This is a genomic window from Pseudomonas sp. MEJ108 (assembly GCF_030208985.1).
Classification (GTDB): domain Bacteria; phylum Pseudomonadota; class Gammaproteobacteria; order Pseudomonadales; family Pseudomonadaceae; genus Aquipseudomonas; species Aquipseudomonas fragariae.
In genome coordinates this window covers 83,631-102,761 of record NZ_JARVSW010000049.1, presented here as the reverse complement: position 1 = coordinate 102,761, position 19,131 = coordinate 83,631, and the positions used below count along the sequence as shown (strand labels likewise).

Below are 19,131 nucleotides of genomic sequence, written 5' to 3'. Positions count from 1 at the left end.
CTGACCTTCGCTCGCCGACTTTTCGTACTGACCCCAGGACACTAGTGTTTTCATTACTAATGAATGGCGCTAGTTGCGCTATTTCAGGTGTCGCAAACGGATAAGTTATGAATATGACAGACAATAATTTGACAGTCTATTCGTCAGACTTTTGGAGTTTTCGCTCTCCGAGACGTTTGAATGCCAACTGTAATTAAAAATTTTTATCCTTTAAGATCATATACTTAGACAGTTTTAGGGCTTTTACTCAGTGTCGAGGCAGTTGGGGCCACTAAAGTTACTGCGCAGGCGGGCGACATGAGTGGTATCTCAATGACATCATTCGTATGAAGTGGGTTAAACCATTTTTGCAAGTGATAGCGCCCACCATGCAAGCCACGGAACGGCTATGTTCAGGATCGACATCATGTTCAGCAAACTCAGCATCTCGCAAAAGCTGTACTTCAGCTTTGCCGCGATCATCCTATTTATCGCCGTTCTGGTCGCGAGTGCTTACAGAGGCTTTGAGCAGGTCGAAGAGGCAACTAACAGCAATGTCCATACGTATCAGGTACTGAGCGAAGCACAACTAGCCCTTGAACAGCTGATCAATATCGAAACCGGGATGCGCGGCTTTGTCATTGCCTCAAAGGATGCGTTTCTGGAGCCATTGGTGGCGGGGGAGAAGCGCTTCATCGAAGAACTCGATTCGCTCAAGCGTCTGACAGCCGACAATGCGGAGCAACAGCGCCGCCTGGCCGCACTGGGTGACACCCAGAAGCGTTGGCTTGATGAAGATGTCAATCCGATCATCGCCCTGCGCCGCGAACTGACTGCACGCAATATGCCTGATGATGAACTGGATGCACGCATCACCTCGGGGGCCGACAAGGCCAAGATGGACAGCATGCGCGCTTTACTTGCCGAGATCAGCGGTGCCGAGCAGAAGTTGCTGGTTCAGCGTAGCCAGGACATGACGGACGCCAAGCATTTGGCGATCCTGATCCTGATGTGCGGCGGCCTGGCCGCGGCTGTTCTCGCGATGATCCTTGCCGCTGTATTGGGGCGCAGTACCACGGCGCGTTTGCAACTCGCCATTGATGCCGCAACGGCAATTGCCAATGGCAAGCTGGACACCGTGATCGATACCAGCAGCCACGACGAACTGCCGAAAGCCTTTGATCGTATGCAGAATCGCCTGCGCGAGATGATTCAACAGATCAGCCAGGCTGCCAATCAGCTGGTCGTTGCCGTACAACAGATTTCCGGTGCGTCCGAGCAACTGTCCGGTGCTATCCAGGAACAGTCGACGTCCGCCTCGGCGATGGCGGCCACGATCGAAGAGCTGACCGTCAGCATCCATCACGTTTCCGAAAACGCCGACGAGGCGCATGAACTCGCCAGTCGTTCAGGGCAACAGTCGAAGGACGGTGCGCAGGTCATCGAAAATACCCTGTCCAGCATGAATGGCATCGCCCGGACCGTGCAGCTTTCCTCTACTCAGGTCGCAGGCCTGGGTCAGCACTCCGAGCACATTTCATCGATCGTCAGCGTGATTCAGGGCATTGCCGACCAGACCAACCTGCTGGCCCTCAACGCTGCCATCGAAGCTGCTCGTGCCGGTGAACAAGGCCGTGGCTTTGCAGTGGTTGCCGACGAAGTGCGCCTGCTGGCGCAGAACACCGGCAAGTCCACCAAGGAAATCGCCGGGATGATCGAGAAAATTCAGGCGGGTGTACGGGAAACCGTCGAGAGCATGCGTAGCGGCGTTCAGGAAGTGAACGAAGGCGTCGAAATGGCGGGCACCGCCGGTCAAGCGATCATCGAGATTCGCGACAGTTCGGGCAAGGTTCTGCAAGTGGTCGACCAGATATCCTTCGCGCTGCGTGAGCAAACCGCAGCGAGCCAGGATGTCGCACGTAGCGTCGAGCGCTCCGCGCAAATGGCTGAACAGAACAACATATCGGTTCAGGAATTGCTCAAGACCAGCGGCGGCCTGAAGAACCTCGCTACCAGCCTGCAGACGGAAGTGGGAAAGTTTCGGCTTTAAGGTCTGAAGACACATCTCGTCAGCAGGATCACCCTGCTGAAACCCCCGGTATTAGTCGAAGCGCTGATACCGGTTTTTTTTGCATATTCAAAAAACGCGCCTAACCTTTGATGCGCTGGATGACGATCCCGAGCAGCGCATCGAAATTCATGCAATGAAATGGCAGCGCGGATTCTCTCAGGGCTGACGATTTTTTACGTCAATGCTGAGCCAGAATACTGTCCAGCAGACCCGGGAAACGGCTCTCAAGCATCTGTTTGCGAAGCGAGTTCATGTGCGTGGTGCCAACATTGCGCGTCTGTACAAGCCCGGCGTCGCGCAGCACGCGGAAGTGATGGGACATGCTGGATTTGGGGCGTCCGCCGTCCAGTTCGCCGCAGGTGGCCTCTGCAACGCCGGCCAGGCAGCGCACGATTCCCATGCGAACGGGATCACTCAAGGCATAGAGTAAGCGTTCGAGGGTGAGGTCTTCAGGATCGGGGTGTTGGAAGGTTCGCATGCCGTGGATGATATCAAGGCTTTCGTTTATTGCCATAGTTCGATTACCATCGAACAACTGAAACCAAAAGTCATCTGGCCTACGGGAGCTTTCCAATGTCTGCATTGTTCGAACCCTTCAAACTGAAAGACGTTACGCTGCGTAATCGAATCGCCATTCCTCCGATGTGCCAGTACTCGGCAACCGAAGGTGTTATCAACGACTGGCACCACGTGCATCTGGCCAGCATGGCACGTGGTGGTGCGGGTCTGTTGGTGGTCGAAGCTACCGCCGTTGCGCCGGAAGGGCGTATTACCCCCGGTTGCACCGGTATCTGGAACGACGAGCAGGCGCAGGCATTCGTGCCTGTCGTCAAAGCCATCAAGGCCGCAGGATGCGTGCCGGGTATTCAGATTGCTCACGCCGGTCGCAAGGCCAGCGCCAATCGTCCATGGGAAGGCGATGACCATATCGCGGCGTCCGATTCGCGCGGCTGGGACACCATCGCGCCGTCCGCCATTGCCTTCGGTGCCAACCTGCCGAAAGTCCCGCGCGCCATGACCCTGGACGACATCGCGCGTGTTCGCCAGAACTTCGTCGATGCTGCGCGTCGCGCCCGCGATGCCGGCTTTGAATGGATCGAGCTGCATTTTGCCCACGGTTATCTGGGGCAGAGCTTCTTCTCCGAGCATTCCAACCAGCGCACCGATGAGTACGGCGGCAGCTTCGATAACCGTAGCCGTTTCCTGCTGGAAACCCTGGCTGCAGTGCGTGAAGTCTGGCCTGAGAACCTGCCGCTCACCGCGCGTTTTGGCGTTATCGAATACGACGGTCGCGATGAGCAGACGCTTGCAGAATCGATCGAACTGGCGCGCCGCTTCAAGGCTGGCGGGCTGGATCTGTTGAGCGTCAGCGTCGGTTTCAGCACCCCGGATGCCAACATTCCATGGGGGCCTGCGTTCATGGGGCCGATCGCCGAGCGTGTGCGCCGTGAAGCGGATATTGCAGTAACCAGCGCCTGGGGTTTTGGCGAGCCGAAGCTGGCTGAAGAGGCGGTCAAGTCAGGCCAGCTCGATCTGGTCTCGATTGGCCGTGCACATCTGGCCGATCCCCACTGGGCCTACTTCGCGGCGAAGGAGCTGGGCGTCGAAAAATCGGCCTGGACCTTGCCTGCACCTTACGCTCACTGGCTTGAACGTTATCGCTGAGTAAGCCTGATCTGAAAGGATGCATTCGTTGGTGGCGCCTACAGCGTATGCATCTTCTCGTCAGATGAAGTGGTGGGAGGCATTTGCCAACCACCACCCAGCGCTTTGAATACGGCGACCGCCGCCTGCGCGGATTCGACCTGGGCCTGCGCCTTGGCGTCAGCGACCTGCAGCATTTTCTCGTCGGCGCGCAGCACCTCGATCAAGCTGGCGGCACCTTTGCTATAGCTTGCGAATGACGATTGCCGGGCTGAAGCAAGTGCAGTTTCGCCTTTACCCAGCATTGCAGCTTGAATTTCGCGACTGGCCAACGAAGAAAAAGCGTTTTCAACGTCCTCAGTGGCGCGCAAAACTGACTGTCGATAAGCCGCCAGAGCCTCTGCCTCTTGTCCTTTGGCTTGACTGATCCGGGCGTTCACCCGGCCGAAATCAAAAAGCCTCCAGCGAAGCCCCAAAATACCTGCTGACTGACTGGCACCACCGGTAAACAGATTGCCGCTCGACACGGCTGTGGCGCTGCCCAGCAATGCGCTGAGTGAGAGTTTGGGATAATACTCGCTGATCGCCACGCCGATACGCGCGTTCGACGCGGCGAGGCGCCGCTCGGCCACGATCAGATCAGGTCTGCGACGGAGGAGATCGGCTGGCGTTCCTGTCGACGCCAGCTCGGGTGCGTGTGGGATTCGACCCCTTTCAGCCAGGGAGCCCCGATGAGTGCCAGGCGGTACGCCCAGCATCACGTCAAGCGCATTCATTGCAGCGTCGAGACCGGTTTGCAGAATCGGCACTGTTGCCTGCACCTGTAGAAGCTCAGCTTCGATCTGACGAACTTCATAGTCAGGGGACAGACCACGCTCATGGAGGAGCTGGACTTTTTCCAGAAGGTCTTGCCGGGTTTTAAGTTGTCGGTTCGTGATCGCCAGCCTGGCTTGCAGACCACGGATGTTAATGTAGGTATCGGCGGTCCGGGCTGCCACAGCGAGCCTGGCAGCCGCGACACCTGCCTGCGAAGCTTGATATTCAGCCAGCGCAGCCTGTCGACTGCGTTTCAAACCGCCAAAAACGTCCAGCTCCCAGCTTGCGGTCAGATTGGCTTCATAGGCATTGCCATAACGATCGTAGCCAGGTGCCGAGTTCAGCACCTGGCCGAGTGGAGTCTCTACCGATTGATGAGCCCGCGCCGTCTGTGCATCGATGTTGCCCGACGGGAGCAGGGCGGCGGTTGCCGCATCTGCTCCGGCGCGTGCCTGAGCCAGTTGCGCGCTGGCTTGAGCGAGATCGAGGTTCTGCGCCAGTGCGCGTGACACGAAGCTGCTCAGTAACGGATCATCAAAACCGTCCCACCACGCGGCACTGACAAGCGGATGCGCGGTAATATTCGCAGCGCCACGTGGTTGAGTCAGATAGCGGTCAGGCAGGGGCGCATCCGGGCGCTGGTAATCCGGACCCACGGCGCAGCCCGACAGCAGGCCGGTGCTCATGACCAGTACATAAGTACAAAGCGTGCGCATGGAAATTCCTTGAGATGATCAGGTCGTGACTATATTACGATTCGGTCACTTGTTGTCAATGAGTGTTCACATAGCTAAGCTGGAAACATGACTAATCAAATCAAGACATCGCCAACACGTGGTCCCTCCGACCACAGCGTTCGCGATCAGGTTGTCGAAGCGGCAACACAGCATTTCGGCCACTACGGCTATGAGAAAACCACGGTCTCCGATCTGGCCAAGGCCATCGGTTTTTCCAAGGCCTACATCTACAAGTTCTTCGACTCCAAGCAAGCCATCGGCGAAGTGATCTGCTCGAACCGGCTGGCGATGATCATGGCGCTGGTGAACTCGGCCATCAGCGACGCACCAACGGCCTCCGAAAGGCTGCGGCGCCTGTTCCGCTCGCTTGCGGAGGCGGGTAGCGATCTGTTTTTTCACGACCGGAAGCTGTATGACATAGCCGCTGTCGCAGGCCGTGATCAGTGGCCTTCTGCTGCCGCGCACGACGAACGTATTCGCCAGCTCATCCAGCAAATCGTTCTTGAGGGCAGGGAGTCCGGAGAGTTCGAGCGCAAGACACCTCTGGATGAGGCCGTTCAGGCCATTCACCTGGTCATGCGTCCGTACATCAACCCGGTGCAATTGCAATACAACCTCGACATCGTGTCGACGGCTCCGGTCCATCTGTCGGCGCTGATACTGCGAAGTCTGGCACCCTGAAATTGTGACCATTGACTAATTTGGTCACTTTACGGAGAATCGTTTCCCTGCTCACTTGATTTCAAGTAGGGATCCCATGCTCCTGTTCAGACCCAAAGCCACTGCCTTGTTGTTATTGCCTCTCTTCCTGACTGCGTGCAGCGAGTCGTCCGGGGGGCGCGATCCACGTACCCAGCCGCCTCTGGTAAGGGCGGCCACCGTTGCAAATGCTGATCAAGCCTCCCGTTCATTCACCGGGGTTGTGGTCGCTCGGGTTCAGAGCGAACTGGGGTTTCGGGTTTCCGGGAAGGTGCTCGAGCGCCTGGTTGATACCGGCCAGACCGTCAAGCGCGGTGAGCCGCTGATGCGCCTGGATCCCGTTGACCTTGGTCTTCAGGCTCAGGCCCAACAGCAGGCGGTTGCCGCTGCTGTGGCGCGCGCCAGGCAGACCGCCGATGACGAAGCGCGCAACCGTGACCTGGTCGTCGCTGGTGCGATATCCGCTTCCGCTTACGACAGGATCAAATCCCTGGCCGACACCGCCAAGGCAGAACTGAACGCTGCACAAGCGCAGGCCAGCGTGGCACGTAACGCAAGCGGGTACGCCGTCTTACTGGCGGACGCCGACGGCGTGGTGGTCGACACTTTGGTCGAGCCTGGGCAGGTCGTCAGCGCAGGCCAGCCCGTGGTCAGGCTGGCAAAGGCCGGGCCACGCGAAGCCATTGTCCATCTGCCTGAAACCTTGCGGCCGGCGATGGGTGATCGGGCTGAGGCCAGACTATATGGCGACAGTGCGCGCGTCATACCGGCAAGGTTGCGGCTGCTCTCTGACGCCGCAGATCCGCTGACGCGTACGTTTGAAGCCAGGTATGTGCTTGAAGGCTCAAACATCAGTGCACCTCTGGGTTCAACGGTGTCCCTCGATATCGCCGCTGGCAAGCCTGCCCGGCAGTCGCTGGCGATACCCATTGCCGCTCTGCATGACCCCGGTCGAGGCCCAGGTGTCTGGGTCATTGCAGGTACGCCTGCACAAGTCACCTGGCGCGCCGTACAGCTGCTGGGTGTGAGTGACGATTCGGCAAACGTGAGTGGTGGTCTCGAGGCCGGTGAGCAGGTCGTGGCATTGGGCACGCATTTACTTCACGACGGTGAGCAAGTGCGCGTGCAGCAGGGTGGTATCACCGCTGAGGCGCAACCATGAATCCGGGACGCTTCAACCTTTCTGCACTGGCCGTTCGCGAACGCGCCATCACGCTGTTTCTGATTATTTTGATCGGCGTGGCCGGTACGCTTTCATTTTTCAAACTGGGGCGTGCGGAAGATCCGCCTTTCACCGTCAAGCAAATGACCGTTATTTCTGCGTGGCCTGGCGCAACCGCTCAGGAGATGCAGGATCAGGTCGCCGAGCCGCTTGAAAAACGTATGCAGGAATTGAAGTGGTACGACCGTAGCGAGACCTACACCCGGCCAGGTCTGGCATTCACTATGGTTTCATTCCAAGACAAGACGCCACCTTCTCAGGTGCAGGAAGAGTTTTATCAGGCGCGCAAGAAACTCAGTGATGCCGCGAAGTCATTGCCCGCAGGGGTCATTGGTCCGATGGTCAATGATGAATTCTCGGATGTGACCTTTGCGCTGTTTGCGTTGAAAGCCAAAGGTGAGCCGCAGCGACTGCTGGTACGCGATGCCGAGTCACTGCGCCAGCGTCTGCTGCATGTGCCGGGCGTGAAGAAGATCAATATCATCGGCGAGCAAGCCGAACGAATTTTCGTGTCGTTCTCCCATGAGCGGCTGGCAACGTTGGGTATCGCTCCTCAGGACATTTTTTCGGCGCTCAACGACCAGAACGTCCTGACGCCTGCCGGTTCGATTGAAACCAGCGGACCGCAGGTGTTTCTGCGTCTTGACGGTGCCTTCGACACGCTTGAGAACATCCGCAACACGCCGATTGTGGCGCGGGGTAAAACGCTGAAGCTTCAGGATGTGGCGACAGTGGAGCGCGGCTATGAAGACCCCGCGACCTTTCTGGTCCGCAATCAGGGTGAGCCGGCCCTGTTGCTGGGCATCGTGATGCGCGACGGTTGGAACGGTCTGGACCTGGGCAAGGCGCTGGACGCAGAAACGGTCAGAATCAACCAAGGCATGCCATTGGGAGTGACGCTTTCCAAGGTCACTGACCAGTCGGTGAACATCGGTTCGGCCGTTGACGAGTTCATGATCAAATTCTTCGTCGCCTTGCTTGTGGTGATGCTGGTGTGCTTTCTCAGCATGGGCTGGCGAGTCGGTGTGGTGGTCGCTGCAGCCGTACCGCTGACGCTGGCCATGGTCTTCGTCGTGATGGAAGCGACGGGCAAGAACTTCGATCGTATTACCTTGGGATCACTGATCCTGGCGCTGGGCCTGTTGGTGGACGACGCAATCATTGCCATCGAAATGATGGTGGTGAAGATGGAGGAGGGCTACGACCGGATCAAGGCGTCAGCCTATGCCTGGAGCCACACAGCGGCGCCCATGCTTGCCGGTACCCTGGTGACCGCTGTCGGCTTCATGCCCAATGGCTTTGCGCAGTCGACTGCCGGCGAGTACACCAGCAACATGTTCTGGATTGTCGGCATCGCCCTGATTGCTTCCTGGATAGTTGCAGTGGTCTTCACACCTTATCTGGGGGTGAAGATGCTGCCGGAAATCAAGCCGGTTGAAGGCGGACACGCCGCCATCTACGACACGGCGCATTACAATCGTTTCAGACGGGCTCTGGCCCATATCATTGCCAGGAAGTGGTGGGTGGCGGGTGCGGTGATCGCTGCATTTGTGGTGGCGATTCTCGGAATGGGGGCAGTCAAGAAACAATTCTTCCCGACCTCCGATCGCCCGGAAGTACTGATCGAAGTGCAGATGCCCTATGGCACGTCCATCGAGCAGACCAGCGCCACCACCGCCAAGGTCGAGGCGTGGCTGCACAAGCAGGATGCCGCGAAGATCGTCACGTCCTACATCGGCCAGGGCTCGCCACGGTTTTATCTGGCAATGGCGCCGGAGCTGCCCGACCCGTCGTTTGCAAAGATCGTTGTACTGACTGAAAGCCAGGAAGCACGTGAGGCGCTCAAGCTGCGGATTCGTCAGGCTGTTGCTGACGGGCTTGCACCTGAAGCCCGGGTCCGGGTCACACAGCTCGTGTTCGGTCCTTACTCACCGTTTCCCGTGGCGTATCGCGTGAGCGGGCCAGCCCCTGACACATTGCGCGAGATCGCCACGCGGGTCGAAACCGTGATGGCGGCGAGTCCGATGATGCGTACCGTTAACAGCGATTGGGGAACACGGGTGCCCACGCTGCATTTCTCTCTGGATCAGGACCGTTTGCAGGCCGTCGGGCTGACCTCGAGCGCAGTTGCCCGGCAATTGCAGTTCCTGCTCTCAGGTATCCCTGTCACGTCTGTCCGCGAAGATATCCGTTCAGTGGACGTGATGGGCAGGGCGGCAGGTGACATCCGCCTGGACCCTGCGAAGATCGAGGGTTTTACGCTGGTGGGGGCTGCCGGTCAGCGTATTCCTTTGTCGCAGGCCGGAGTGGTCGAAGTGCGCATGGAAGACCCGATTCTGCGCCGTAGAGATCGTGTGCCGACCATCACCGTGCGCGGTGATATTGCGCAAGATCTGCAACCGCCGGATGTCTCCGCCGGGATCATGAAAGCACTGCAGCCGATCATCGACAGCCTGCCGCAGGGCTATCGGATCGAGCAGGCAGGATCAATAGAGGAGTCGGCAAAGGCCACTGTGGCATTGGCGCCGCTGTTTCCGATCATGATTGCCGTCACCTTGCTGATCATCATCCTTCAGGTGCGTTCGATGTCGGCGATGATGATGGTGTTTTTCACCGCGCCGCTCGGGTTGATCGGCGTTGTGCCGACATTGCTTCTGTTCAATCAGCCGTTCGGTATCAACGCCCTGGTCGGGCTGATCGCGCTGTCCGGCATTCTGATGCGCAATACCTTGATCCTGATCGGGCAAATCGACCATAACGAAAAGCAAGGGCTCGACCCGTTTCATGCGGTGGTTGAAGCGACCGTACAGCGCGCACGCCCGGTGCTGCTCACGGCACTGGCGGCGATCCTGGCGTTCATTCCTCTGACCCATTCGGTGTTCTGGGGCACGCTTGCCTACACGCTGATCGGAGGCACTCTCGGCGGGACTGTCATGACGCTGGTCTTCCTGCCAGCGATGTATTCGATCTGGTTCAAAATCCGTCCGGACAGAGGATCGCTACCCCGAAATTCCAGCAGTCATGCCTCAACTGGCACAGAGATGAAGGGGATCTGATCATGAATCGTTACGCTTAAAGGCGGAGTGGCTTTGCGATCAGTTCTACAAAATCGACTGCCGCACATTCGTTCGGTGCTGGCGTTGCAAGATCCGCTCGTCCTGCTGATAGTAATCTCGCCTTACCGGATTTGGCGGGGTCAATGCCAGCGTTCTCTTTCGGCGCTGGGAAGGCAAGCCGTAAGTCGTTTGAGCCTGGAAAGTGCTCTGCAAAGGCCTGACTGCTCACTTGCGCCGCACCCGCGGCGCAAGTCCTGTCAATTGCTGCCGAACGCACGCCCAGGCCAGATGCAGCGCATTACGCAACGCCACTGCATCGGCGCTCATCACGCGTACGGACACGCCGCAATCGTTCGGCAGTGCGCTGACGCCCTGGTAGCTATCGGCAACGTCCCGTAACGCTTCGCGCAACGTCCGTTTCAAATCCTCTATCGGCAAACCCTGACCCACCAGCATGAACGTTGCCAAGGCTTGCCGTTGTCCGCTCACGCCGGGCAGTCGGCGTTGCAGGTCTGCGCCGGTAATTGCCAGTCGGTCACCGGCCAACAGTTTTCCGGCCGGGCTGTAGACCTGCAGGTCGGCGCGGTAAAAGTCGGGCAGTCCCTCGCTGCCGTGAGGTGTATGCAGGCAGAATGCATCACACAGCAGCACTCTTGCACCGGGGTGCAATGTCACGTTTACCTGGCTATGCAGCCGCGTCTGTGGAAACAGAATGGTCGCCATCGGCAGGTACTCCAGCAGCGCATCGGCTTCGGCGACCAGTGTCACGGTCTGCCGCGCCGACTGCTCGAGCATGCTGTGCGCGACCGTCGCAGCGCCGGTGCTGACGTGCACTTGGGTGCCTGGTCCTGCGTGCAGATGCAGGTGCAGTTGTTCCCCGGCGAACAGGCCTCCCGAACACGATTGCAGGTAGACCGCCGCCATGCCGGGCGGGTCTTGCGGCAGGGTCAGGGTACGTCCCAGATGGAAGGGGTAGCCGACTTCCTGACGAGACACATAACTGGCCCCGGAAGGCGCTTTGCTGAAGGCGATATGTGCCGTGCTTTTCGTCTGTGCGGGCAGTGACGATTGATGGGCGTTCATGTGCGGTCGAACAACACGGCACGGCTTATCGCGTCCACCACCGCGTCGACGCCTTCGCCGGTGTTGCAGTTGGTAAACAGCACCGGCTGGCCGTTGCGCGCTTGCGCTGACTCGCGCCGCATGCGCGGCAGGTCGACGCCCACATAGGGTGCCAGGTCGTATTTATTGACCACCAGCAGGTCGCAGCTCAAAACGCCGGGGCCGCGTTTGCGCGGGATATCGTCGCCGCCTGCCACATCGATGACGAAAATCCAGTAGTCCACCAGATCCAGCGAAAAGGTCGAGGCCAGGTTGTCGCCGCCCGATTCGATCAGCACCAGATCAAGATTACCGAAGCGCGCCTCCAGCTCATCGGCCATTTGCAGGTTGAGGGTCGGGTCTTCACGAATGGCGGTGTGCGGGCAGGCACCGGTTTCCACCGCACGAACCCGCTGCGGGTCGATCAGCCCGCTGCGCTGCACACGCTCGGCATCCTCACGGGTCGCAAGGTCATTGGTGATGATCGCCAGCTCGGTACCACGCGCGATGAAGCGCGGAATCAATTGTTCCAGCAGGCGGGTCTTGCCCGAGCCCACCGGGCCGCCGATGCCCACGCGAGCAGCGCCGGGATGGGGGTGGGCATCGGTGTGCGGGGCAGATGCGTTCAAGGGCAGGCTCATTGTCGGGTTTCCTCTGCGGGGTGGTTTTCAACGCAGCATGTAGCGCTGCGCTAGTGGCACTTCGCTGACCGGCTCGCAGTGCAGGCGCTCGCCGTCGGCGTACACATCGAAAGTCTGCGGGTCGACGCGGATATCCGGGCAGGCATCGTTGTGCAGCATGTCGGACTTGCGCAGGGTGCGAGTGCCGAACGCGGGCAGCAGTTGCTTTTTGAGCCCCAGCCGCGTGGCGGTGTCGGCCTCGACCGCAAGACGGTTGACGAAGTTGACCGACAGGGCCTGTTTCGCCTCGCCAAACGCGCCCCATTGCGGGCGCATCACCAAGGGTTCGCAGGTGTACAGCGAGGCGGCGGAATCACCCATTACGGCGTGCACGATGAAGCCACCCTTGACCACCAGTTCCGGCTTGATGCCGAAGAAGGCCGGCCGCCAGAGCACCAGATCGGCCAGCTTGCCGGGCTCCAGAGAGCCGATGTAGCTGTCGATGCCGAATACCCGCGCGGCGTTGATGGTGTATTTGGCGATGTAGCGCTTGATCCGTTCGTTGTCGCCCAGTGCCGTGGTTTCTTCCGGCAGGCGACCGCGCTGGTCTTTCATTTTCGACGCCAGTTGCCAGGTCCGGCAGATCACCTCGTTGATACGGCCCATGCCCTGGCTGTCGGAGCCCAGGATCGAAATGGCGCCGGTGTCGTGCAGGATGTCCTCGGCGGCGATGGTCTGCGGTCGTACCCGCGATTCGGCGAACGCCACGTCTTCCGGCACATCCGGATTGAGGTGGTGGCAGACCATGATCATGTCCAGGTGCTCGTCGAATGTATTCACGGTGTAGGGGTTGGTCGGGTTGGTCGAGGAGGGGATGCAGTTGCTTTTTCCGGCGACGCTGATGATGTCCGGCGCATGCCCGCCGCCTGCACCCTCAGTGTGGTACATGTGAATGGTGCGGTCGCCGATGGCCGCCAGCGTGTCTTCGAGAAACCCGGATTCATTGAGCGTGTCGGTGTGCAACTGCACCTGAAAGTCGTATTCGTCGGCGACTTTCAGGCAGGTGTCGATCACTGCCGGCATGGCGCCCCAGTCCTCATGGATCTTCAGCCCCAGGCAACCGCCACGCAGTTGCCCGAGCAGCGATTCGGGCTTGCTGGAATTGCCGCGTCCGAGAAAGCCGAAGTTGATCGGCCAGGCCTCGGCGGCTTGCAGCATCTTGCCGACGTTCCACTCCCCGCCACAATCGATGCCGACCGTGATCGGCCCCAGCGAGCCGCCGATCAGTGTGGTCAGGCCTGCCGCCAGCGCGTGATCGCAGAGTTGCGCAGAGTCGAAATGCACGTGCACGTCGATGCCGCCGGGGGTGACGATCAGACCCTCGGCATCGCGTACGGTCGTGGCGACGCCGCAGATCAGTTGCGGGTGTACGCCGTCCATGATCTGCGGGTTGCCGGCCTTGCCAATGGCCACGATCTTGCCGTCCTTGATACCGATGTCGCCTTTGACGATGCCGATCACCGGGTCGATGATCAGCGCGTTGCAGATCAGCATATCGAGGGCGCCGTCAACGCTGTCATGCCCGGGCATCAGGCCCATGCCGTCACGCAGCGTCTTGCCACCGCCGTGCAGGCACTCATCACCGGGTACCGAGTGGTCGAACTCGACTTCGGCCAGCAGCGAGGTGTCGCCCAGGCGCACGGCATCGCCAGTCGTGGGGCCGTACATGGCGGCGTATTCCTTGCGCGTCATCGTTGCCATGCCTCAGGCTCCTTTGAAGAATTGGGCGCGGGCACGCTCCAGCGCTGCGAGCTTGCAGGCCGGATCGTGCAGGTTGCCATTGGTCAGGCCACTGAAGCCGTGGATGTCGCCAGTTCCGCCAAACTGCACCAGTTGCACTTCGCGCAGCTCGCCGGGTTCGAAGCGCACGGCCGTGCCTGCGGGAATATCCAGGTGCATGCCGAAGGCACGTTCACGCGGGAAATCCAGCGCCTTGTTGACCTCGAAAAAGTGATAGTGACTGCCGATCTGCACTGGCCGGTCGCCGGTATTGATCGCGCGCAGGGTGGCGGTCGGTCGGTCGCCGTTCAGGTGGATATCGCCGTCAGGTGCAAGAATCTCCCCCGGTGTGGGCATGACTGCCAGCGGCAGTTGGCCCGGGCGGATTGGTTGATGCACAGTGACCAGTTTGGTGCCATCCGGAAACGTGCCCTCGACCTGCAGCACCGGCAGCAGGTCGGCGACCCCTGGCATCACGTCATCGGTGTTGAGGATCGTTGAGCCGAAACCGATCAGCTCGGCGACGCTGCGACCTTCACGCGCGCCTTCGAGGATTTCGTCGGCGATCAGTGCCGAGGCTTCCGGGAAGTTCAGGCGCAGGCCCTTGCTGCGACGTTTGCGTGACAGTTCGGCGGCGGTGTACAGCGTGAGTCGTTCAAGTTCGGTAGGGGTCAGCAACATGAGGGGGCTCCAGAGCTGTCAGTAGAAGGCCGGTCAATTGGCAAACAGGCGCAGGTCCTGGGTTTCGTGGCGCATCACGGCGATTTCTCCCATGGGTGTGAAGCCGCACGCGTCGTCCGGCTCAGGCGGCTCCTGCGCCAGCAGTTCGGTGATCAGCGGTTGAATATCGGTCAGCACCCGTTGCGCATCGATGTGGCCCATGACCCCGAGCCGCACGGCGGCGCTGACCAGCCCGGTACACAAAGCGTGCGCGGCAGCCAGCTGGCAGTGATCGCGGTGCATGCCGAGGTGATTCCAGAGCAGGCCCTGCACCACGGGCAGATGGCCCGGTGTGTTGCCTGTCAGAATCTGCTGCTGATAGGACGCCGCGCCCGATGTGCCCAGCGCGACATGCACGCCCAGCAATGCCTGGCCGACACGTCGTGAGCCCTGGCGCAGTTCCTCGGCCAGGGTCAGCGCTTCGATCCGGGCGTCCAGAGCCATCAACGCCGGCTGGTCATCGGCCGCGTGCCAGGCGGCGAGCAGAAACACTCGATCAAAACTGTTCCAGCGATGGCGCAACTGGCCCTCGACGAAGCCATGCACTTCGGCACTGCGGCTATGGCGAAGCGTTCGTTGCCGGCGTCGTGGCGGGACGATTTCGCCGTGGCCGAGGTGCCCGTCAGCGACCAGCGTTTCCAGACCCCACGACCACGCCACTGCGCCGCCGGGAAAGAAACTGTCGGCCTGTTGCAGCGCCAGCAACAGGCTGCTCGAAGCGTTCATGCGCGCTGCACCCGGCCGTCCGCGAGCATGGGCGCCAGACGCTCGAGGTAGTCAGCTTCCGGGCCGTTGAGCGGGATCTGCAAGGTGTCTCCGGCAAAGCGCACCGCCCAGTGCATGTTGCCGGCGAAATAACCCAGTTCCAGCGCGGCGGCCGCGTCGCGCGGCTGCAGGTCGAGGTATTGCTGATCCTGCATTTGCACGACGATGGCGCGTTGACTGTCGAGCATCAGCACCGAGCCGTTGCGCAGCTGTTGGTGACGTTCCAGGCGGATCGCGCAGTCGGTGCCGCGGTCGCTGGCCAGGCGCAGGCGATGACGCTGGATGTCACTGCCGGACAGGCTCAGGGTTTCCACCTGACCGGCGTGGCTCAGGTCATGCAGGCGGTCGGCGAGGGCAGGGTCGCTGGCCTGGCCCAGAATGCGGTCGAGTATCAGCATGACGATGGCTCCTGTGCGTTGTTCAGATTGTCAGGTAGCGCAGGATGCGCTCGCGGTCGACGGTTTCGCGGACCTCGCTGTGCACGAACTCGCCTTTTTCGATGATCAGGTAGCGGTCTGCCACCGCCATGGCGAACGACAGCACCTGCTCGGAAACAATCAGCGAAAACCCGCGTTCCTTTTTCAGCAGGTTGAGGGCTTTGGCGATGTCCTTGATGATCGACGGCTGGATGCCTTCGGTGGGCTCATCGAGGATCAACACCTTGGGGTTGGAGACCAGCGCGCGGGCGATGGCCAACTGTTGCTGCTGGCCGCCTGACAGATTGCCGCCCTTGCGTCGGCGCATGTCGAACAGCACCGGGAAGTATTCGAAGATGTAGTCGGGAATCGGCGCAGCGGGCGCGCCCTGCATGCCGGTCAGAATGTTTTCCTCGACGCTCAGGTAGGGAAAGATCATCCGCCCCTGGGGCACGAAGCCAACTCCGGCGGCGACCCGCTCGTAGCTCTTGCTGCCGGTCAGTTCCTGCCCGGCCAGGGTGATGCTGCCGCTGCGCGTCGGCAGCATGCCGACCAGGCTTCTGAGCAGGGTGGTCTTGCCCATGCCGTTGCGGCCCATGACCGCGAGTGACTCGCCTGCCGCCAGCTCCAGGCTGAGGTCACGCAACACGTGACTGTCGCCGTAATACACATTGAGGTGAGAGACATTCAGCATGTTCAGTGCCCCAGGTAGACGTCGATGACGCGAGGATCGTTCTGCACCTGATCCATCGAGCCGTAGGCCAGGGTCTTGCCCTGATGCAGGACGGTGACCTTGTCGGCCACCGATTTCACGAACTCCATGTCGTGCTCGATGATGACCATCGCGCGACCCTTGGCGATGAGCTTGAGCAGGCCAGCGGTTTTCTCCCGCTCGCCGGCGCTCATGCCGGCGACGGGCTCGTCGAGCAGCAGCAGTTCCGGGCGCTGCATCAACAGCATGCCGATCTCCAGCCACTGCTTCTGGCCGTGGGACAACAGCCCCGCCTTGCGCTCCAGCTGATCCTTGAGAAAGATCATTTCGGCGGTCTGCTCGATTTCGGCGTTAAGCGCTGCGTTCTTTCCGGCGAACAGGCAGTTGAAGATGCCGCGCTTGTCCGGCGAGGAAATGTCGAGGTTTTCGCGCACGGTGAGGTCTTCGTAGACCGACGGGTTCTGAAACTTGCGGCCCACGCCAGCGCGGGTGATCTGGTACTCGATCATGTTGGCCAGTTGCAGGTCCTTGAAACGGATGCTGCCGGCACTCGGGCGGGTCTTGCCGCAGATCATGTCGAGCAGGGTGGTCTTGCCCGCACCGTTGGGGCCGATCACCACATGCACCTGGTTCTCTTCGACGTAGAAGTTGAGGTTGTCGACCGCCTTGAAACCGTCGAATGACACGGTCAGGTCTTCGACACTCAGTAACATTGCACTCATGACTGTGTCTCCTTGTTGCTCAGGCGCTGCAGCAGCCCGGCCAGCCCGGTGGGCAGGAACAGCACCACGGCCATGAACAGGAAACCGATGAAGTACTGCCAGAAACTGACGAAGTTTTCCGACAGCCAGGTTTTTGCCGTACCGATCAACAGCGTGCCGTACACTGCCCCCACCAGCGACAGGCGCCCACCCAGTGCGGCATAGATGACGATTTCGGTAGACGGAATGATGCCCACCAGCGAGGGCGACGCCAGACCGACCTGCAAGGTGAACATCACCCCGCCCAGCGCGGAAATCAGCGCGGCCACGGCAAAAATGAAGGCCTTGAACAGCGCAGTGTTGTAGCCCGAGAAACGCACCCGGTCCTCACGATCACGGATCGCCACGATCACCTTGCCCAGGCGGCTGCGCAGGATGAAGCCGCACATCGCGACGCTGGCCAGCAGCAACAGTGTGGTGATCAGGTAGAGAATCCAGGGTGTCTGGGGCGTCTGCAGGCTCAGGCCGAAGGCCGTCTTGAAATCGGTCAGGCCATTGACGCCGCCGGTGTAGCCCTGTTGGCCGATGATCATGATCGACATGATCGAGGCCAGTGACAGGGTAATGATCGAGAAGTACACGCCGCCCACGCGTTTTTTGAAGTAGGCATAACTGAACAGAAACGCCAGCAGTGCAGGCAGGATCAGGATCGCGGCCAGGGTAAAGGTCGCCGACTCGAACGGCTTCCACCACAAGGGCAGGGCTTCGACGCTGTTCCAGATCATGAAGTCCGGCAGTGCCGAACCGTAGAACGCGGCGAGGGCGCTGGCCGCTTCGTCCGTGGCGGTGGCTTCGAGTTTGAGGTACATCGCCATCATGTAACTGCCCAGGCCGAAGAAGATCCCCTGGCCGAGGCTGAGGATGCCGCCGTAGCCCCAGATCATCACCATGCCCACTGCGCAGAACGCCAGGCTCAGGTATTTGCCGGCCAGACCGAGGCGAAAATCCCCCAGTATCAGCGGCAATGCCACCAGCAACAGCAGCGACAGCCAGATCAGGCTGTAGCGCTCGATCAGCGTCAACCAGCCACCCGCTGGCTTGCCGGCGCCGGACACCGAGGCCTGCGGCCGCAGCGTCGGCTTTTCAGTCATGTCATTCATCTCAACGTCTCACTTTCGTGGCGAACAGGCCGTTGGGGCGGAAGAACAGCAGCACGATGACCACCAGCAGGGTGATCGCCTTGGCCATGGAACCGGTGGTCAGGTATTCCAGCGAAACCTGGGTCTGGCCGATGGCGAACGCCGAAAGGAAGGTGCCCAGCAGGCTTTCCACGCCGCCGAACACGACGACGATAAAAGTGTCCACCAGGTACTGCTGACCGCTGACCGGGCCGGTGGACGCAAGCATGGTGAACGAACTGCCGGCAATGCCCGCAAGGCCACAGCCCAGCGCGAAGGTCACCGAGTCGACCCGCGCAGTGTTGATCCCGGCTGCACCGGCCATGGCGCGGTTCTGGGTCACGGCGCGAATGCGCAGGCCCCAGCGGCTGCGGTAGAGAAACAGGAACACCGCAGCGGCTATCACGAAGGTCAGACCGATGATGAAAATCCGGTTGAGGGGCAGCTCCAGCCCGTCGCTGATTTTCCATGCGCCCTGCAACCACTGTACGGTGGGCACGCTGACTTCCTTGGGGCCGAAGACCTGGCGGAACAGCTGCTGCAGGACCAGAGACAGCCCCCAGGTCGCCAGCAGGGTGTCGAGCGGCCGGTTGTACATGAAGCGGATGCAGCAGCGTTCCAGCAGTAGACCGAAGGCAAAGGTCACCACAAAGGCCATCCCGATGGCGATGATGAAATACCAGCCCATGAGCTCGGGAAAGTAGCGCTGAAACACCACGGAGGTGACGTAGGTCATGTATGAGCCCATCGCCATCAGTTCGCCGTGCGCCATGTTGATCACGCCCATCAGGCCGAACACGATGGTCAGCCCGAGTGCCATCAGCACCAGCACGGAAAACAGCGAGAACCCGCTGAAGACTTGCATTACCAGCGTATCGAGAGTCATGCCGTCGCTACCTGTTGCTGCACATTGAC

Annotated in this window: 17 protein-coding genes; 5 read left to right on the top strand and 12 right to left on the bottom strand. The window is 60.3% G+C overall.

From position 1 onward, the window contains the following. Nucleotides 1-406 precede the first annotated feature (406 nt). The gene (locus QRN50_RS20730) at nt 407-2,029 is read left to right on the top strand and encodes a methyl-accepting chemotaxis protein (RefSeq protein ID WP_058399491.1); all 1,623 of its coding nucleotides are present in this window, start codon (nt 407-409) and stop codon (nt 2,027-2,029) included. Nucleotides 2,030-2,228: 199 nt separating this feature from the next. Here QRN50_RS20730 and QRN50_RS20725 read toward each other — a convergent pair whose 3' ends face one another. Continuing rightward, nucleotides 2,229-2,564 (bottom strand): ArsR/SmtB family transcription factor, encoded by a 336-nt coding sequence (locus QRN50_RS20725; RefSeq protein WP_003407351.1) that lies wholly within the window; start codon nt 2,562-2,564, stop codon nt 2,229-2,231. Nucleotides 2,565-2,623: 59 nt separating this feature from the next. Here QRN50_RS20725 and QRN50_RS20720 point away from each other — a divergent pair, with 59 nt between their 5' ends. Continuing rightward, nucleotides 2,624-3,715, top strand: coding sequence for an NADH:flavin oxidoreductase/NADH oxidase (locus QRN50_RS20720; protein WP_024638478.1), 1,092 nt, complete (start codon nt 2,624-2,626; stop codon nt 3,713-3,715). A gap of 38 nt (nt 3,716-3,753) precedes the next feature. On the opposite strand, the gene QRN50_RS20715 is transcribed toward QRN50_RS20720, so the two are convergent. Further along, on the bottom strand, nt 3,754-5,226 hold the full coding sequence (locus QRN50_RS20715; RefSeq protein ID WP_024652278.1) for an efflux transporter outer membrane subunit: 1,473 nt from the start codon (nt 5,224-5,226) through the stop codon (nt 3,754-3,756). Nucleotides 5,227-5,313: 87 nt separating this feature from the next. On the opposite strand from QRN50_RS20715, the gene QRN50_RS20710 reads away from it, so the two are divergent. The 3 genes from QRN50_RS20710 (at nt 5,314) to QRN50_RS20700 (ending at nt 10,224) form a co-directional block, all read left to right on the top strand. After that, nucleotides 5,314-5,928: a TetR/AcrR family transcriptional regulator gene (locus tag QRN50_RS20710; protein ID WP_060400716.1), complete on the top strand. Its 615-nt coding sequence runs from the start codon at nt 5,314-5,316 to the stop codon at nt 5,926-5,928. A gap of 76 nt (nt 5,929-6,004) precedes the next feature. Then, entirely contained in the window at nt 6,005-7,108 is a 1,104-nt protein-coding gene (locus tag QRN50_RS20705) for an efflux RND transporter periplasmic adaptor subunit (protein ID WP_024660715.1), read from the top strand. Further along, nucleotides 7,105-10,224, top strand: coding sequence for an efflux RND transporter permease subunit (locus QRN50_RS20700; protein WP_096126693.1), 3,120 nt, complete (start codon nt 7,105-7,107; stop codon nt 10,222-10,224). The genes QRN50_RS20705 and QRN50_RS20700 overlap by 4 nt, the downstream gene beginning before the upstream one ends. 225 nt (nt 10,225-10,449) lie before the next feature. Here the strand turns inward: QRN50_RS20700 and QRN50_RS20695 are convergent, their stop codons facing one another. Genes QRN50_RS20695 through urtB form a run of 10 tightly spaced genes read right to left on the bottom strand, consistent with a single transcriptional unit; the run spans nt 10,450 to nt 19,102 of the window. Beyond that, complete coding sequence (locus QRN50_RS20695) at nt 10,450-11,307, bottom strand: urease accessory protein UreD (RefSeq protein ID WP_096126692.1); 858 nt, start codon at nt 11,305-11,307, stop codon at nt 10,450-10,452. Next, a complete protein-coding gene (gene ureG, locus QRN50_RS20690; protein WP_003407338.1) occupies nt 11,304-11,966 on the bottom strand; it encodes an urease accessory protein UreG in 663 nt (220 codons plus the stop codon). Before ureG ends, QRN50_RS20695 begins: the two co-directional genes overlap by 4 nt. A gap of 27 nt (nt 11,967-11,993) precedes the next feature. Next, on the bottom strand, nt 11,994-13,706 hold the full coding sequence (gene ureC / locus QRN50_RS20685) for an urease subunit alpha (RefSeq protein WP_011267497.1): 1,713 nt from the start codon (nt 13,704-13,706) through the stop codon (nt 11,994-11,996). 3 nt (nt 13,707-13,709) lie between these two features. Next, on the bottom strand, nt 13,710-14,405 hold the full coding sequence (locus tag QRN50_RS20680) for an urease subunit beta (protein ID WP_011267498.1): 696 nt from the start codon (nt 14,403-14,405) through the stop codon (nt 13,710-13,712). Nucleotides 14,406-14,438: 33 nt separating this feature from the next. Further along, nucleotides 14,439-15,170 carry an urease accessory protein UreF gene (locus QRN50_RS20675; RefSeq protein WP_096126691.1) on the bottom strand — a complete coding sequence of 244 codons (732 nt, stop codon included), beginning with the start codon at nt 15,168-15,170 and terminating at the stop codon, nt 14,439-14,441. Then, the gene (gene ureE, locus QRN50_RS20670) at nt 15,167-15,607 is read right to left on the bottom strand and encodes an urease accessory protein UreE (RefSeq protein WP_096126690.1); all 441 of its coding nucleotides are present in this window, start codon (nt 15,605-15,607) and stop codon (nt 15,167-15,169) included. The genes QRN50_RS20675 and ureE overlap by 4 nt, the downstream gene beginning before the upstream one ends. 22 nt (nt 15,608-15,629) lie before the next feature. Then, nucleotides 15,630-16,319: an urea ABC transporter ATP-binding subunit UrtE gene (gene urtE, locus QRN50_RS20665; protein ID WP_003407324.1), complete on the bottom strand. Its 690-nt coding sequence runs from the start codon at nt 16,317-16,319 to the stop codon at nt 15,630-15,632. Nucleotides 16,320-16,321: 2 nt separating this feature from the next. Further along, nucleotides 16,322-17,059, bottom strand: a complete 738-nt coding sequence (gene urtD / locus QRN50_RS20660) for an urea ABC transporter ATP-binding protein UrtD (protein ID WP_024652283.1) — start codon at nt 17,057-17,059, stop codon at nt 16,322-16,324. Further along, a complete protein-coding gene (gene urtC, locus QRN50_RS20655) occupies nt 17,056-18,198 on the bottom strand; it encodes an urea ABC transporter permease subunit UrtC (protein WP_011267503.1) in 1,143 nt (380 codons plus the stop codon). The genes urtD and urtC overlap by 4 nt, the downstream gene beginning before the upstream one ends. Nucleotide 18,199: 1 nt before the next feature. After that, nucleotides 18,200-19,102 carry an urea ABC transporter permease subunit UrtB gene (urtB, locus tag QRN50_RS20650; RefSeq protein WP_058399467.1) on the bottom strand — a complete coding sequence of 301 codons (903 nt, stop codon included), beginning with the start codon at nt 19,100-19,102 and terminating at the stop codon, nt 18,200-18,202. Between the last annotated feature and the right edge of the window lie 29 nt (nt 19,103-19,131).

What these genes read in the sequence shown, in the direction of transcription:
- QRN50_RS20700 (WP_096126693.1), top strand. Translation starts at nt 7,105, where the DNA reads ATGAATCCGGGACGCTTCAACCTTTCTGCACTGGCCGTTCGCGAACGC.
- QRN50_RS20695 (WP_096126692.1), bottom strand. Translation starts at nt 11,307, where the DNA reads ATGAACGCCCATCAATCGTCACTGCCCGCACAGACGAAAAGCACGGCA.
- ureG (WP_003407338.1), bottom strand. Translation starts at nt 11,966, where the DNA reads ATGAGCCTGCCCTTGAACGCATCTGCCCCGCACACCGATGCCCACCCC.
- QRN50_RS20725 (WP_003407351.1), bottom strand. Translation starts at nt 2,564, where the DNA reads ATGGCAATAAACGAAAGCCTTGATATCATCCACGGCATGCGAACCTTC.
- QRN50_RS20720 (WP_024638478.1), top strand. Translation starts at nt 2,624, where the DNA reads ATGTCTGCATTGTTCGAACCCTTCAAACTGAAAGACGTTACGCTGCGT.
- QRN50_RS20730 (WP_058399491.1), top strand. Translation starts at nt 407, where the DNA reads ATGTTCAGCAAACTCAGCATCTCGCAAAAGCTGTACTTCAGCTTTGCC.
- QRN50_RS20710 (WP_060400716.1), top strand. Translation starts at nt 5,314, where the DNA reads ATGACTAATCAAATCAAGACATCGCCAACACGTGGTCCCTCCGACCAC.
- ureC (WP_011267497.1), bottom strand. Translation starts at nt 13,706, where the DNA reads ATGGCAACGATGACGCGCAAGGAATACGCCGCCATGTACGGCCCCACG.
- urtB (WP_058399467.1), bottom strand. Translation starts at nt 19,102, where the DNA reads ATGACTCTCGATACGCTGGTAATGCAAGTCTTCAGCGGGTTCTCGCTG.
- urtE (WP_003407324.1), bottom strand. Translation starts at nt 16,319, where the DNA reads ATGCTGAATGTCTCTCACCTCAATGTGTATTACGGCGACAGTCACGTG.
- QRN50_RS20715 (WP_024652278.1), bottom strand. Translation starts at nt 5,226, where the DNA reads ATGCGCACGCTTTGTACTTATGTACTGGTCATGAGCACCGGCCTGCTG.
- QRN50_RS20705 (WP_024660715.1), top strand. Translation starts at nt 6,005, where the DNA reads ATGCTCCTGTTCAGACCCAAAGCCACTGCCTTGTTGTTATTGCCTCTC.
- QRN50_RS20680 (WP_011267498.1), bottom strand. Translation starts at nt 14,405, where the DNA reads ATGTTGCTGACCCCTACCGAACTTGAACGACTCACGCTGTACACCGCC.
- ureE (WP_096126690.1), bottom strand. Translation starts at nt 15,607, where the DNA reads ATGCTGATACTCGACCGCATTCTGGGCCAGGCCAGCGACCCTGCCCTC.
- urtC (WP_011267503.1), bottom strand. Translation starts at nt 18,198, where the DNA reads ATGAATGACATGACTGAAAAGCCGACGCTGCGGCCGCAGGCCTCGGTG.
- QRN50_RS20675 (WP_096126691.1), bottom strand. Translation starts at nt 15,170, where the DNA reads ATGAACGCTTCGAGCAGCCTGTTGCTGGCGCTGCAACAGGCCGACAGT.
- urtD (WP_024652283.1), bottom strand. Translation starts at nt 17,059, where the DNA reads ATGAGTGCAATGTTACTGAGTGTCGAAGACCTGACCGTGTCATTCGAC.